Source organism: Micrococcus sp. EYE_212 (assembly GCF_023147585.1).
GTDB lineage: Bacteria > Actinomycetota > Actinomycetes > Actinomycetales > Micrococcaceae > Micrococcus.
The window spans coordinates 97,305-110,436 of the sequence record NZ_JAHXOZ010000004.1; the positions used below are offsets into that span (position 1 = coordinate 97,305).

The window sequence follows — 13,132 nt, forward strand, 5'->3', positions numbered from 1 at the left end:
TCTACGCTCGGGGGCATGCCCGAGGAGCAGCCCCGCACGCCTCCGCCGTCGCCGGAGCGCCCGCCGTCGCCGTCCGAGCGCGCGCCCTCAGCGGCGACGGCCCTGGAGACCCTGCGCAGCACCCCCGTCGCGCAGCTGACGCAGATGCCGCCGGCCATGACGCGGGCCCTCGGCGCCCTGCGGGAGGACTTCGAGCGGTTCGACCTCGAGTACCGCTCCGCCCTGGTGCAGGTGGAGACGCGCCTGGAGACCCTGCAGGACGAGTTCGCCCTGGCGCACGACCACAACCCGATCGAGCACATCGTCACCCGGGTCAAGTCGCCCGAGTCCATCCTGCGCAAGGCCGCCGACCGCGGGCTCTCCCTGGACCTGGACGCCATGCGCCGCACGGTCACGGACATCGCGGGGGCGCGCGTGATCCTCAGCTTCACTGAGGACGTCTACCGCGTGTTCCGCCACTTCACCTCGCAGCCGGACATCCGCCTCGTGGAGGTGGAGGACTACATCGCCTCCCCCAAGCCCAGCGGCTACCGCAGCCTGCACTGCCTCGTGGAGGTGCCGGTGCACTTCTCCACGGGCACGCGCCACGTCACCGTGGAGATGCAGTTCCGCACGATCGCCATGGACTTCTGGGCGTCGCTCGAGCACAAGATCAACTACAAGTTCCAGGGGGACGTGCCCGCCGACATCGCCACGGAGCTCGTGGCCGCCGCCCGCGTGGCGGCGGACCTGGACTGCCGGATGGAGCACCTGCACCGGCAGGTCGCCGAGGGCCCCGACGACGCGGGTCAGCCCGCCGGCGGCACCGCGTCCGGGGCGAGCGCGTAGATCCAGGCCCGCACCGTCCGGCCGTCCTCGAGGAGGACGTGCGCGTTCGAGCGGCCCGGCGCGAGGGTGCCGCAGACCGCGCGGCGGTGGTCCGAGGACGTCACCTCAGTCAAGGCCGAGCACCCCCCGGAGCTGCTCGAAGGCCTCCGGGACCACGGTGTAGTGCGCCCAGCGACCGCGCTGCTCGCGCGTGAGCAGCCCCGCGTCCACGAGGCGCTTCATGTGATGGCTCACCGTGGACTGCGCGATCCCGAGCTCCGCCGTGAGGTCGCACGCGCACACGTTCTCGCAGCCCTGCGCCGCCACGTGGGAGAGCAGGCGCAGGCGCATGGGGTCCGCGAGGGCCTTGAACACGACGGCGGTCCGTGACGCCTCATCGGCCGAGAGGGGCGCCGCGGTGAGGGAGCAGCAGTCGGCGGGCAGGGCGCCCGCGTCGGGCCCAGACCCCGGGGGTTCACGCGTGGACAGGGGGGTGCTCATGCGAGCATGCTACTCACATTGACGTCCATCGATCTGTGATCGTCACGTCCACATGCCCTGCGTCGACGCGACCCCTCGCGTCGCGTCACCGCTCCCCTCCCCCGCCGGACCGACCCGAACAGGCTGACATGACCCCTCCCGTCGTCGCCCCCGCCGCCCGCACCCCGTCCGCCGACCACCATCCCGTCCTCAAGGAGATGTCCTTCCTGGACCGCTGGCTCCCCCTGTGGATCCTGCTGGCCATGGGCCTGGGCCTGCTGCTGGGCAACCTCATCCCCGGCCTCGACCACGCCCTCGAGTCGGTCACGATCGCCAACGTCTCCGTGCCGATCGCCGTCGGCCTGCTCGTGATGATGTACCCCGTGCTGGCCAAGGTCCGCTACGACGAGACGCGGCGCATCACCGCGGACCGCCGGCTCATGGCCACCTCGCTGCTCCTCAACTGGATCGTGGGCCCCGCGCTCATGTTCGGCCTCGCATGGCTCTTCCTGGCGGACCTGCCCGAGTACCGCACGGGCCTGATCATCGTGGGCCTGGCCCGGTGCATCGCCATGGTGCTCATCTGGAACGACCTCGCGTGCGGCGACCGCGAGGCCGCCGCCGTCCTCGTGGCGATCAACTCGGTCTTCCAGGTGCTCGCCTTCGGCGTCCTCGGCTGGTTCTACCTCCAGGTCCTCCCCGCCTGGCTCGGGCTCCCGACGACGTCGGCCGAGTTCCCCGTCGGGGCGATCGTCCTCTCCGTGCTCGTCTTCCTCGGCATCCCGCTGCTCGCCGGCTTCCTGACCCGCACGGTGGGCGAGCGGGCCAAGGGGCGCGACTGGTACGAGAACCGGTTCCTGCCGAAGCTCGGCCCGTGGGCGCTCTACGGCCTGCTCTTCACGATCGTGCTGCTCTTCGCCCTCCAGGGCCAGGCCATCGTCGAGAGCCCCCTCGACGTCGCGCGGATCGCGCTGCCGCTGCTGGCCTACTTCGTGATCATGTTCCTGGGCTCCCTGCTGCTGGCCCGCGCCGTGGGCCTCGACTACGCCCGCGCCACCACGGTGGCCTTCACGGCCTCCGGCAACAACTTCGAGCTGGCCATCGCCGTGGCGATCGGCACGTTCGGCGTCACCTCCGGACAGGCCCTCGCCGGCGTCGTCGGGCCGCTGATCGAGGTGCCGGTGCTCGTGGCCCTCGTCTACGTCTCGATGTGGCTCGGCCGCCGCCTGTTCCCGAACGATCCCACTGTGCCCGGCCCCGTCGTGTCCGGCAGTGCCTCCGAGCCGACCGAGCGCGACGCCGCCGCCCGCCCCTGACGCCCACCTCCCTCCCACCCTCTCCAGGAGAACCCCGTGAACGATCAGCAGACCGCCGCCGCCCGCCCCTCCGTCCTGTTCGTCTGCAGGAAGAACGGCGGCAAGTCCCAGATGGCCGCCGCCCTCATGGAGCGCCTCGCCGGCGACGCCGTGGAGGTGCACTCCGCCGGCACCCACCCCGGTGAGGAGGTCAACGCCCTCGCCGCCGAGTCGGTGGCCGAGGTCGGCGCGGACATGTCCCACGGCACGCCCAAGCCCGTCGACCCCGCGCTCGTGGCCCGCGTGGACCGTGTGGTGGTGCTGGGCGACGAGGCGAGGGTCGAGCCGGCGGAGGGCATGGCCGGGAGCATCGAGACGTGGCGCACCGACGAGCCCTCCGAGCGAGGCGTCGAGGGCGCCGAGCGCATGCGCCTCGTGCGCGACGACATCGACGCGCGCGTGCACGCCCTGTTCGCGGAGCTGACCGGGCAGGCGACGCCGACGGATGACGACGAGGACGCCGAGGACCGTCCCTCCGTGCTCTTCGTGTGCGTGCACAACGCGGGCCGCTCGCAGATGGCTGCCGGCTGGCTCGAGCACCTGGCCGAGGGCCGGGTCGAGGTGCGCTCCGCGGGCTCCGCCCCGAAGGAGGAGGTCAACCCGGCCGCGGTCGCCGCCATGGCGGAGGTGGGGATCGACATCGCCGCGAACACCCCGAAGGTCCTCACCACGGACGCCGTGAAGGACTCCGACGTGGTGATCACCATGGGCTGCGGGGACACCTGCCCCGTCTTCCCCGGCAAGCGCTACGAGGACTGGGCGGTCGAGGACCCGGCCGGCCAGGGCGTCGAGGCCGTGCGCCCGATCCGCGACGAGATCCGCGCGCGCGTGGAGACGCTCGTCAGGGAGCTGCTCCCGCGCGTGTGACCTGCACCATCGCGGACGGGCGATCCCGCGGAACGGTGGCACAGCTGTGGCCAGATCGTGACCGAAAGACCGCAGGAGCGACGCGGTCTCGGGCTTAGCCTGGACCGGTGCTCTCGTCCCGCCCCGCCCGCCGTCTCCGTCCGCTCGCCGCCGCCGCGCTCGTCGCGGCGATGGCACTGACCGGCTGCTCGAGCGGGTCCCCGGACGGCCCGGCCGCGTCCTCCGCGCCGTCGTCCGGCGCATCGTCGGCACCGGCCTCCTCGCCCTCGGCGGCCGAGGACGGCGCGACCGCGACGGAGGGCTCCCCGGAGTGGCCCCGCACCCCCACCCTGGACCGCATGCCGTTCGCCGGCCTCGACGTGGGCACGATCTCGGACAACCACCGCGCCACCCACCTCGTGGTTCCGCAGCTCGCGGGTGCCGAGCCCCTGAACTCGCGCCTGCGCGATCAGGCGCAGCGGCGCGCCGAGCAGTTCTGGTCCGACTCGGAGGGCAGCGAGGTCTCCGTGGCGCCCCCCTCGCTCTCCGGCTCGTGGCAGGCGGTGGGCGTGTCCCGGGACATCGTGGGCGTGCTGACGTCGGTGACGGAGTTCGCGGGTGCGGGCCACTCCATCGAGGAGCGGACCACGTGGTTCGACGCCGCCGCCGACACGGTGGTCGAGCCCCTGGACCTGGTGTCCTCGGACAGCCGCGGCCTCCTGGAGCAGCGCGTGCGCGCGGCCGTGGACGCCCTCCCCGGCGCCGAGCGGGAGATGAGCCCCTCCAGCGCGGACACCGCGTGGGAGCAGCTCCGCGACGGGGACGTCCGCACGTGGTTCACGCCGGAGGGCGACCTTGCGATCGGCTTCTCGGAGCACACGATCCTGGCCGGCAGCGCGGGCACGCCCGCGATCACGCTTCCGGCGTCCGACGTCGAGCCGTGGCTCTCCGACGCCGGGCGGGCGGTCCGCACGGCCGTGACCCGGCCCGACGTGGAGGCGTGGAACGCGGCGCATGCCCCCGCCACGGCCGGGCCGACGTCGTCCGCCCCGGCTCTGACACCCCCCGTCACCCCCGCACCGACGTCCAGCTCCGAGGCCGCGCCCCGTGCGACGCCCACGGCACCCTCCGCCCCCAGCGCGACGAAGAAGCCCTCCTCCACCCCGTCCGCCGGCAGGGGCAGGACGGACTGCTCGGTCAAGCGCTGCATCGCCCTGACGTTCGACGACGGCCCCAAGCCCGCGACCGACGCCCGGCTGCTGGAGATCCTGGCCCGTCACGACGTCCGGGCGACCTTCTTCATGATCGGCTCCTCCGTCGATGCGTTCCCGGGCACCGCGAAGAAGATCAGCGCCGCGGGCCACGAGGTGGGCAACCACACGTACACGCACGCCCTCCTGAAGCCGCTGGGCCGGGCAGCCCTGGACGCCGAGCTCTCGAAGGCCAGCACGGCCATCGAGCACGCGACCGGGGTGCGGCCGGCGGTCATGCGTCCGCCCTACGGCGCCTACAACGCCACGGTCACCACGGCGATCGAGGCCCACGGCATGCGCAAGGCCATGTGGACGGTCGACACGCTCGACTGGAAGCACCGCGACCCCGCCAAGACGCTCGCGATCGTGAAGAAGGAGGCCGCCCCCGGCGGGATCATCCTGATGCACGACATCCACGCCACGACCATCGAGGCCGTGGACCCCGTGGTGACCTGGCTCCAGTCCCAGGGCTACACCCTCGTGACCGTCTCCGACCTGCAGGACGGCTGATGGCCCCGCAGGTCAGACGCGATACCCTGGCCGCGAACGCACCCTCTTCCCGCCCCCAGGACACGAGGAGGCCACCCCATGCGGATCGCTGATCCCGGCCCTGCCGCCCCCGACCCCGGACGCGGCGCCCCCACCGGCTCGGATGCCGTCGACCCGCTCACCGCGGGCCTCGGCGAGCTGCGCCGCCGCTATGCGGAGGCGCTCGGCGCCGAGACGGTGGAGCGCCACGTGCAGGACGCCCTGGCCGACCTGGCGCGTGCCGGCACCACGGGGCCGCACCTGGAGAAGATGGCCGTGCGCTTCGCGGCCTCCCGGCTGGACGCCCTGGCCGAGGCGGAGGGGCTCGTGGACCCACAGGCCCCGCGCGTGCTCTTCGTGTGCGTGCAGAACGCCGGCCGCTCCCAGCTGGCCGCCGCCCTGCTGGCCGAGCACGCCGGCGACGCCGTTCGGGTGCTCTCCGCGGGGTCCCGCCCCGCCGCGCACGTCCACGGCACCGTGGCCCCGCTGCTGGCCGAGCACGGCGCGGACCCGGAGGAGACGTTCCCCAAGCCCGTCACCGAGGAGATCCTCCGGACGGCCGACTACGTCATCACCATGGGCTGCGGCGACGAGTGCGAGGTCCACCCGCACACCGTGCACCGGGACTGGCCGGTGGGCGACCCCGCCGAGGCCGACTGGGACCGCCTCCAGGAGATCGTGGCGGACATCGAGCGGCGCGTGGCCGAGCTCTGGGCCGAGATCCAGGCGACCCTGCCGCGCTGAACCGCCGGCTCCCGCGTCCGCCGCGCGGCCTCAGGCCCGGCGGCCGAGGCGGGCGAGCAGGCGCTCCTGGCGCGGGGCGCCGTCGGCCACGGGGATCGCGGCCCCGAGGATCCCCGGGGTGTAGGCCCGCTCGCCGAAGCTCTCGAGGGCGGCCTCCACGTGGTCCATCTCCGCGTCCGTGAACTGCTCGTCCACGCCCTGCGAGCGGGCGAGGTCCCAGCGGTGCACGATCAGGTCGAACACGTGGAAGTGCAGCAGCGCCTCGCCCACGGTCATGGCGCCCACCGCGGTGTCCATGGCCCGCTGCGTGAACTCCGGATCGCCCGCGAGGGCGGACATGGCGGCCTCGTGCTTGATCCACTGGAGGTGCCTCGGGGAGCGCGAGCCGTCGAACACGGGGACCTCGCGCCCCTGACGGGCGGCGAAGTCGCGCTCCGCGGTGACGACGTGGTCCAGGAGGTCCGCGGCAGTCCAGCCGTCGCAGGGGGTGGGCGCGTCCCAGTCGGCCACGGCCTGCACGAGGGCGGTGAACGGGGCGGCGGCGGCGTCCCAGCGGGCTTCGGTCTCGGTGGTGGCCATGGGGTCTCCTGAGGGTCGGTGCGACGCGGACGGCGTGTCCGCGCCGGGAACATGATCCCCCATTCCGGCGCGCGCCGCGCAGCGCCGCCACCGTGGAGGGGGCGAGCGCCTGGGCTGAGGGGCCGCCCTCAGGGCAGCAGGGCCTCGATGACGGTCTCGATGCTCGTGAGCACCGTCTCGCGGTCCACCTCGTCCGGGCGGAGGTGGCGTTCCACCGCGACGGTGTGGACGAGCATCAGCAGGAGCGCGGCCATCCGCGTCAGCTCCGCGTGGTCCGCGCTCGCGAACCGCTCGTGGTTCTCGAGCAGCTCCACGAGGAAGGCGCGCCGGCGCTCGCTGAAGGCCGCGTACTCGGCGCCCACCACGTCGTCGCGCAGGGCCACGGCCTGGAACTCGTGGACCAGCACCGGCCACTGGCCCGAGGCGTTCAGGACCGTGGACCCCAGGGCCTCGGCGAGCCGGCGCGTCAGCTCCTCCCGGCCCACCCCCTCCTCGACCAGCGCCGCCGCCACGCCGCGCATCGCCTCCGTGGTGATCCGCTCGAACTCGGTGGCGCACACCTCCGCGAACAGCTGCGGCTTGCCGCCGAAGCCCGAGTACACCGCGCCCTTGGTGTAGCCGGCGTCGGCCGCGATCCGGGCGAGCGACGCCTTCACGTACCCCTCGTGCTCGAACGCCCGGGCGGCGTGGTGCAGGAGGTCGGCGCGCACGTCGGCGCTGCGGGGTCGAACGGCCATGTTGCCCTTTCGGTACCGATGGTATTGAATACTGCATGAATCCAGTACCGATGGTACTGATGCCCGCGCAGCACGGCAAAGCACCCTCGAAGGAGCCCGCCCTGATCCCCGCGACCCCCACCCCCCTCGACCCGCCGGCACGGCGGGTCGCCGCCCGCGCCGCCCAGCACCACCTCGTGGCCCGCGGCCTGACCCTGCGCACCCGGAACGGGACCGTCTTCGCGCCCGTGGACCTGGACCTCCCCGCCCACACGCCGCTCGCCGTCCTGGGCACCCAGGGCTCGGGCCGCTCGGCCCTGCTCCTCGCCCTCACGGGCCGGCTCCAGGGCGTGGACGGGGAGCTGACCCTGGGCCGCATCGACGGCGTCCGCCACGCGCACCGCCTGCGCGAGGCCACGGCCGTGGCCCACGTCAGCGACCTCGTCGAGCTCGAGTCCACCCTCACCGTCCGCGAGTCGCTCGAGGAGCGGATCCTCACGGACGGCATCCGCCGCCGGGACGGCCGCGCGCGGTTCGCCCGGCTCAGCGAGGCCGTCGGCTTCGAGGCCGACCCCGGCACCCCCGTCGGGCACCTCCCGGCACCGGAGCGCACGGTCCTCACCGCGCTGCTCGCGTGCCTGCGCCCCGCCCGGCTCGTGGCCTACGACGACGTCGACGCCACGCTCACGGACGCGCAGCTCGCCCGCGTCTACACCGCCCTCGAGACCCTCGGGGACTTCGGACACCCCTTCGCCGTCAGCGCCCTCACCTCCTCCGCGGTCCCCCGCGGCGCCGTGGTGCTCCCCCTGACCCCCTCCCTGGAGGACTGAATGCTGTTCCGCTATGAGCTGCGCCGGTTCCGCGCCGGGCTGCCCCTGCTCGCCCTGATCTTCGTGCTCCTGGTGCCCGCGATCTACGGTGCCCTCTACCTCTCCGCCAACTGGGACCCCTACGGCCGGATGGACCGCCTCCCCGTGGCGATCGTGAACGAGGACCAGCCCGTGGAGTACGACGGCCGCACCCTCACCACGGGCGCCGACGTCACCCGCGAGCTCGTGGAGGACCGCGCGTTCGACTGGCACGAGACCACGCGCGCAGAGGCCGAGGAAGGCCTGCGGGAGGGCCGCTACTACCTCGTGCTCGAGATCCCGGAGGACCTCAGCGCCGACCTCGTGAGCCCCAGCGACGACGTCGGATCGCCGGAGCAGGCGCAGATCACCCTGCGCCGGGACGACTCCAACGGCTTCGTGATCGGGTCCGTGACCGCCTCGAGCCAGTCCAAGATCGAGAACTCGGTGGACCAGGCCGCCGTCGAGGCCTACTTCAAGGCCGTCTTCTCCAACATCGCCACCCTGCGCGACGGGATGGTGCAGGCCGCCGACGGAGCCGCCCAGCTGGCGGACGGCGCCCAGCAGGCCCGCGACGGGGCCACGTCCATCGACGACGGGCTCGCCCAGGCCAAGGACGGCTCGGGCCGGCTCGTGGAGGGCGTCGCCCAGGCCAAGGAGGGCTCGGCCCAACTCGCCGACGGCGCCCGGAGCGCGAAGGACGGCGCCGACCGCGTCGCCAGCGGGGCCGCCTCCGCCGAGGAGGGCTCCGCGCGGCTCGCCGAGGGCGTGGCCCAGGCCAAGGACGGCTCGGCCGCCCTCGCCGACGGCGCCGGCCAGCTCAACGCCAACGTTCCCGCCCTGCGCGAGGGCGCCCAGAGCCTGGCCGGCGGGCTGGCGCAGCTCGACGACGGCTCGAGCCGGCTCGTGGACGGCCTCGCCTCCGCGCGCGAGGGCTCCGCGGCGCTCGCGGACGGCGCGGACCAGCTGAACGCCAACGTGCCCACCCTCCGGGAGGGCGCGCAGAGTCTGGCCGGCGGGCTCGACGAGCTGGGCGCCGGCTCGGCCGAGCTCACGGCCGGCGCGCGGCAGGTGGCCGGGGGCACCCAGGAGCTCTACGACACCGTGGCGCCCCGCCTCGACACCGTGATCGAGAACCAGGACGCGGTGGCGGCCGACGTGGCCGCCGTGAACCAGGACGTGCAAGGGCTGAACGAGATCGCCGGGGCCGCGGAGACCCGCGTCTCGGGCGCCGTCGGCACGGCCCAGGAGCAGCTGGCCGCCCTCGCCGAGGAGAACCCGGAGATCGCCGACCAGCCCGGCTACACCGCGCTGGCCGAGACCCTGGCCGCGGCCGCCGAGCGCTCCGCGCGCATCGAGGCCCGGTCCGCCGAGATCGCCGAGACGGCGGCGGCGGCGAACGATCGGGTGCAGTCCGCCGTGCAGGAGGACGTGGCCGGCGACGCGAAGGACAAGATCACCCGGCTCAACGACGGCGCCCACGCCGTCGCCGACGGTGCCGGCTCCCTGCAGGAGGGGATCGGGCAGGCCGGCGAGGGCGCGAACACCCTCGCCGACGGCGTCGGGAGGTTCTCCGACGGCTTCACCCAGCTCTCCGACGGCGCCACCGCCCTCGACGGCGGCATCGGACAGCTGCAGGACGGCGCGGGCACGCTCAGCGACGGACTCGGCACGGCCCATGATGGCGCGAACAGCCTCGCCGACGGCGTCGGGAAGTTCTCCGACGGGCTCACCCAGCTCTCCGACGGCGCCACCGCGCTCGACGACGGGCTCGGCCAGGCGCAGGACGGCGCCACCGCGCTGCACGACGGCCTGGCGCAGCTGAGCCCGGGTGCCGCGAGCCTCGCGGACGGCGTCGGCCAGCTGGCCGACGGGGCCGGCAGCCTCGACGACGGGCTGGGCCAGCTCGGAACCGGAGCCAGCGACCTGGACGCCGGCCTGGGCCAGCTCAAGGACGGCTCGAGCCAGCTGCGGGACGGCCTGGGATCCCTCGACGACGGCGCGCACACGCTCGCCACGGAGCTCCAGGACGGCGCCGACCGGGTCCCGGCGCTCTCCGAGGACGAGGGCGAGGACGCCGCCCTGGTCATGTCCCGCCCCGTGGACGTGACGATGGACGTGCAGAACCCGGCCGACGTCTACGGCCGCGGCATGGCGCCGATGTTCTTCTCGATCGCCCTCTGGGTCTTCGGCATCGCGGCCTTCAACATCATGCGCCCCATCAGCGGACGCATGCTCGCGGGCCGCCGCAATCCCCTCGCCCTCGCCCTCTCGGCCTGGCTGCCGGTGGGGCTGGTGGCCACCGCGGGCGGGATGATCATGCTGCTGGCGACTCTGCCGATGGGCATGGCCCCGGTGCATCCGTGGCGGCTGGTCCTGCTGGTCACGGTGGTGGCGGTGGTGTTCTCGCTGTTCGCCCACCTCGTGCAGACCGCCCTCGGCACGCCCGGTTCCGCGGTCCTGCTGGTCCTGCTGATCCTGCAGCTGGCCTCCACGGGCGGCACGTACCCGGCCCAGGTGCTGCCCGGGTTCTTCCGCTGGTTGCACCCGTTCATGCCGATGAGCTACTCGATCGAGGCGTTCCGGCACGCGATCTCCGGCGGCCTGGACTCCCACTACTGGGGCCCGATGGCCGTGCTCATTGCCCTCGGCGCGGTGCTGGTCGTGCTGGACGTGCTCGTGATCCGGAGACGCCAGCGGTTCCGCATGAAGGACCTGCACCCCGCGCTCGAGAAGTGAGAGGCGCGCGCCCGGGACCCCGGGCGCGCGTCCCGGCGCGGGCGACGGGGACGGGACGTCGTGGGTCGACGTCGGGGAGGCGGCGTCGGGAGCGGGTCAGAGCGCGATGAGCCGGGTGAAGTCCGTCTCGGCGTGGCCGGCCACGCGGAAGGTGCGCTCCCCCACGATCCGGAAGCCGATCCGTTCGTAGAACGCGTTGGCCCGGTGGTTGTGCACGTTCGTGCCGAGCCAGCCGTAGGCCAGGCCGCGGGCCCGCATCGCGTCCAGCCCGGCGGCCATGAGGGCGCCCGCCACGCCCGTGCCGCGCGCCTCCGCGAGCACGTACAGCTTGGAGAGGCAGCCGACGGGCGCGTCCCCGACGACGGCGGCCACGGCCGGCTCGGCGGCCGGGGCGAGCTCCGTCATCGCGTAGCCCACGACGCGGCCGGCCGTGTCCTCGGCCACGGCCACCGCGTGGTCGGCCGAGGCGATCCAGCCACCGATCACGTCCGCGTTCAGCTGCGCGGCGATGTGCTCGTCCATCGCCTCCCGCGTGGTGGTCGGCGGGCACGCGTCCGGGAACGTCGCGGCGGCCACGCGCGCGACGGCCGCGGCGTCGCCGGGGACGGCCGGGCGGACGGTCACGGGAGCGGAGGACGCGCGGACGGTCGGCTCGGGCGTCGGATCAGGGTCGGCGGTCATGCGGGGGACGGTACCCGAGGCGCTGGGCCGAGGCCCTGGCGAGACGCCGGGCTCATTCCTCGAGGCAGCGGTCCTCGGGGTCGATCGCGCCCATGATGCGACGCCCGATCACGGCGAGCTGACGCACCTGCGCACGGGTGAGCGGGTCCAGCACGGTGCGGCGGACCTCCGCCACGTGGCCGGGCGCCGCACCGACCACCACCTCGCGCCCCTCGGCGGTGAGGGTCGCCAACGTGACGCGCCCGTCCCGAGGGTCGGGGCTGCGGCGCACGAGGCCGCGCTTCTCGAGACGCGTCACCACCTGGGAGAGCCGTGGGAGGGAGCCGGCGGAGAGGTGCGCCAGCTCCCCCATGCGCCGTGTCCCCTCGGGCGCCTCGGAGAGGTGGGAGAGCACCGAGTACTCGAAGTGACTGAGGCCGGCGTCGCGGCGCAGCTGCGCGTCCAGCGTGGGGTCCAGGCGCAGCACCACGCTCATCAGGGCGAGGAACGCGCGCCGTTCCTCGTCGTCCAGCCAGGGTGTCGTGTCATCCGCCATGCAGCCCATCGTACCCGCGGCCGACGGACCAATCACTTGCACTATGAAGTGCCTGCGGCCTACAGTTCATTAACGGATGAAGCACCACGCCCCGTCGTCGTCCAGGAGGACACCATGACCGCCACCATCCAGGATCCCTGGGCCCAGCCCACCCCCGCCGGCGCCTACGACGACCTGCTCGCCCGCGCCCTGCCGATGACCCGCGCCCAGCGGCGCTGGGAGCCCAGCGACGGGCGCATGCCCACGCTGTTCGTCAGCCACGGTGCGCCGCCCACCCTCGACGAGCCGCAGTGGCTCGCGGACCTGTTCGACTGGGCACAGTCCATGCCCAAGCCGCGGGCCGTGGTGATCGTCTCCGCCCACTGGGAGGACGCACCCGTGGCGATCTCCTCGGCGACGGCAGGCACCCCGCTGGTCTACGACTTCGGCGGCTTCCACCCGCGCTACTACGAGCTGCGGTACGCCACCCCGGACGCCACGGACGTGGCCGCCCGCGTGGCCGGCGTGCTCGGCCAGGGCCGCCCCAGCTCCGTGCACCAGACCGGCCGCGGCCTGGACCACGGCGCGTACATCCCGCTCATGGCCATGTACCCGGCCGCGGACGTGCCCGTGGTGCAGGTGTCCATGCCCTCGCAGGACCCGAAGGCCCTGCTGGAGCTCGGAGAGAGGCTCAGGGGGCTGCGCGAGGAGGGCGTGCTCGTGATCGGCTCGGGCTTCATGACGCACTCGTTCGCCGCCATGCGCGACCCGCGCCTCTTCGGCCACGTGGACGCCTTCGACACGTGGGCCGCCGAGATGACCCACGCCGGCGACGTCGACGCGCTCATGGGCTACCTGGACAAGGCGCCCGGCGCCCGCATCGCCCACCCGACGGCGGACCACTACGTGCCGCTGCTGCTCACCATGGGCGCCGCGAACGACCCCTCGAGCGCCCGGACCGTGTTCGACCGGTTCGTGTTCAGCAACCACATCCGCTCGTTCCAGGTCGACTGACCCGGAGCGCTCCACCCCCCCGAAAGGA

At 73.9% G+C, this 13,132-nt stretch carries 14 protein-coding genes and 1 pseudogene; 9 read left to right on the top strand and 6 right to left on the bottom strand.

Features of this window, described 5'->3' with window-relative positions; all coding sequences use genetic code 11:
- Nucleotides 1-15: 15 nt before the first annotated feature.
- A complete protein-coding gene (locus KZX60_RS04190; protein WP_248115778.1) occupies nt 16-828 on the top strand; it encodes a GTP pyrophosphokinase family protein in 813 nt (270 codons plus the stop codon).
- Here the strand turns inward: KZX60_RS04190 and KZX60_RS04195 are convergent.
- Entirely contained in the window at nt 789-941 is a 153-nt protein-coding gene (locus KZX60_RS04195) for a hypothetical protein (protein ID WP_248115779.1), read from the bottom strand. The genes KZX60_RS04190 and KZX60_RS04195 overlap by 40 nt on opposite strands.
- A complete protein-coding gene (locus tag KZX60_RS04200) occupies nt 934-1,308 on the bottom strand; it encodes a metalloregulator ArsR/SmtB family transcription factor (protein WP_248115780.1) in 375 nt (124 codons plus the stop codon). Before KZX60_RS04200 ends, KZX60_RS04195 begins: the two co-directional genes overlap by 8 nt.
- Before the next feature lie 128 nt (nt 1,309-1,436).
- On the opposite strand from KZX60_RS04200, the gene arsB reads away from it, so the two are divergent.
- The 5 genes and pseudogenes from arsB (at nt 1,437) to KZX60_RS04225 (ending at nt 6,013) form a co-directional block, all read left to right on the top strand.
- Nucleotides 1,437-2,603, top strand: a complete 1,167-nt coding sequence (gene arsB / locus KZX60_RS04205) for an ACR3 family arsenite efflux transporter (protein WP_248115781.1) — start codon at nt 1,437-1,439, stop codon at nt 2,601-2,603.
- Between the two features lie 36 nt (nt 2,604-2,639).
- Nucleotides 2,640-3,041, top strand: a pseudogene (locus tag KZX60_RS04210) (low molecular weight phosphatase family protein); the annotation flags it as partial.
- A 21-nt stretch (nt 3,042-3,062) separates the two neighbouring features.
- Nucleotides 3,063-3,509: an arsenate reductase ArsC gene (locus tag KZX60_RS04215; RefSeq protein ID WP_282442597.1), complete on the top strand. Its 447-nt coding sequence runs from the start codon at nt 3,063-3,065 to the stop codon at nt 3,507-3,509.
- A 107-nt stretch (nt 3,510-3,616) separates the two neighbouring features.
- A complete protein-coding gene (locus KZX60_RS12070; protein ID WP_248115782.1) occupies nt 3,617-5,251 on the top strand; it encodes a polysaccharide deacetylase family protein in 1,635 nt (544 codons plus the stop codon).
- A gap of 78 nt (nt 5,252-5,329) precedes the next feature.
- Nucleotides 5,330-6,013 (top strand): low molecular weight phosphatase family protein, encoded by a 684-nt coding sequence (locus KZX60_RS04225; protein WP_248115783.1) that lies wholly within the window; start codon nt 5,330-5,332, stop codon nt 6,011-6,013.
- A 30-nt stretch (nt 6,014-6,043) separates the two neighbouring features.
- On the opposite strand, the gene KZX60_RS04230 is transcribed toward KZX60_RS04225, so the two are convergent.
- Entirely contained in the window at nt 6,044-6,592 is a 549-nt protein-coding gene (locus KZX60_RS04230) for a TIGR03086 family metal-binding protein (protein WP_248115784.1), read from the bottom strand.
- Between the two features lie 128 nt (nt 6,593-6,720).
- Nucleotides 6,721-7,329, bottom strand: coding sequence for a TetR family transcriptional regulator (locus KZX60_RS04235; RefSeq protein ID WP_248115785.1), 609 nt, complete (start codon nt 7,327-7,329; stop codon nt 6,721-6,723).
- A gap of 59 nt (nt 7,330-7,388) precedes the next feature.
- Here KZX60_RS04235 and KZX60_RS04240 point away from each other — a divergent pair, with 59 nt between their 5' ends.
- Nucleotides 7,389-8,138 carry an ATP-binding cassette domain-containing protein gene (locus tag KZX60_RS04240; protein WP_248115786.1) on the top strand — a complete coding sequence of 250 codons (750 nt, stop codon included), beginning with the start codon at nt 7,389-7,391 and terminating at the stop codon, nt 8,136-8,138.
- Nucleotides 8,139-10,895 carry a YhgE/Pip domain-containing protein gene (locus KZX60_RS04245; protein WP_248115787.1) on the top strand — a complete coding sequence of 919 codons (2,757 nt, stop codon included), beginning with the start codon at nt 8,139-8,141 and terminating at the stop codon, nt 10,893-10,895.
- 96 nt (nt 10,896-10,991) lie between these two features.
- On the opposite strand, the gene KZX60_RS04250 is transcribed toward KZX60_RS04245, so the two are convergent.
- Together KZX60_RS04250 and KZX60_RS04255 are read right to left on the bottom strand one after the other, a co-directional pair.
- Nucleotides 10,992-11,576: a GNAT family N-acetyltransferase gene (locus KZX60_RS04250; RefSeq protein WP_248115789.1), complete on the bottom strand. Its 585-nt coding sequence runs from the start codon at nt 11,574-11,576 to the stop codon at nt 10,992-10,994.
- 52 nt (nt 11,577-11,628) lie between these two features.
- Nucleotides 11,629-12,111 (bottom strand): MarR family transcriptional regulator, encoded by a 483-nt coding sequence (locus KZX60_RS04255; RefSeq protein WP_248115791.1) that lies wholly within the window; start codon nt 12,109-12,111, stop codon nt 11,629-11,631.
- Nucleotides 12,112-12,225: 114 nt separating this feature from the next.
- Here KZX60_RS04255 and KZX60_RS04260 point away from each other — a divergent pair, with 114 nt between their 5' ends.
- Entirely contained in the window at nt 12,226-13,104 is an 879-nt protein-coding gene (locus KZX60_RS04260; RefSeq protein ID WP_248115793.1) for a class III extradiol ring-cleavage dioxygenase, read from the top strand.
- Nucleotides 13,105-13,132: the final 28 nt, after the last annotated feature.

Bases quoted from the DNA above. Each gene is read 5' to 3' on its own strand.
- KZX60_RS04230 (WP_248115784.1), bottom strand. From the start codon at position 6,592: ATGGCCACCACCGAGACCGAAGCCCGCTGGGACGCCGCCGCCGCCCCG.
- KZX60_RS04245 (WP_248115787.1), top strand. From the start codon at position 8,139: ATGCTGTTCCGCTATGAGCTGCGCCGGTTCCGCGCCGGGCTGCCCCTG.
- KZX60_RS04190 (WP_248115778.1), top strand. From the start codon at position 16: ATGCCCGAGGAGCAGCCCCGCACGCCTCCGCCGTCGCCGGAGCGCCCG.
- KZX60_RS04250 (WP_248115789.1), bottom strand. From the start codon at position 11,576: ATGACCGCCGACCCTGATCCGACGCCCGAGCCGACCGTCCGCGCGTCC.
- KZX60_RS04225 (WP_248115783.1), top strand. From the start codon at position 5,330: ATGCGGATCGCTGATCCCGGCCCTGCCGCCCCCGACCCCGGACGCGGC.
- KZX60_RS04240 (WP_248115786.1), top strand. From the start codon at position 7,389: ATGCCCGCGCAGCACGGCAAAGCACCCTCGAAGGAGCCCGCCCTGATC.
- KZX60_RS04200 (WP_248115780.1), bottom strand. From the start codon at position 1,308: ATGAGCACCCCCCTGTCCACGCGTGAACCCCCGGGGTCTGGGCCCGAC.
- KZX60_RS04255 (WP_248115791.1), bottom strand. From the start codon at position 12,111: ATGGCGGATGACACGACACCCTGGCTGGACGACGAGGAACGGCGCGCG.
- arsB (WP_248115781.1), top strand. From the start codon at position 1,437: ATGACCCCTCCCGTCGTCGCCCCCGCCGCCCGCACCCCGTCCGCCGAC.
- KZX60_RS04260 (WP_248115793.1), top strand. From the start codon at position 12,226: ATGACCGCCACCATCCAGGATCCCTGGGCCCAGCCCACCCCCGCCGGC.
- KZX60_RS04235 (WP_248115785.1), bottom strand. From the start codon at position 7,329: ATGGCCGTTCGACCCCGCAGCGCCGACGTGCGCGCCGACCTCCTGCAC.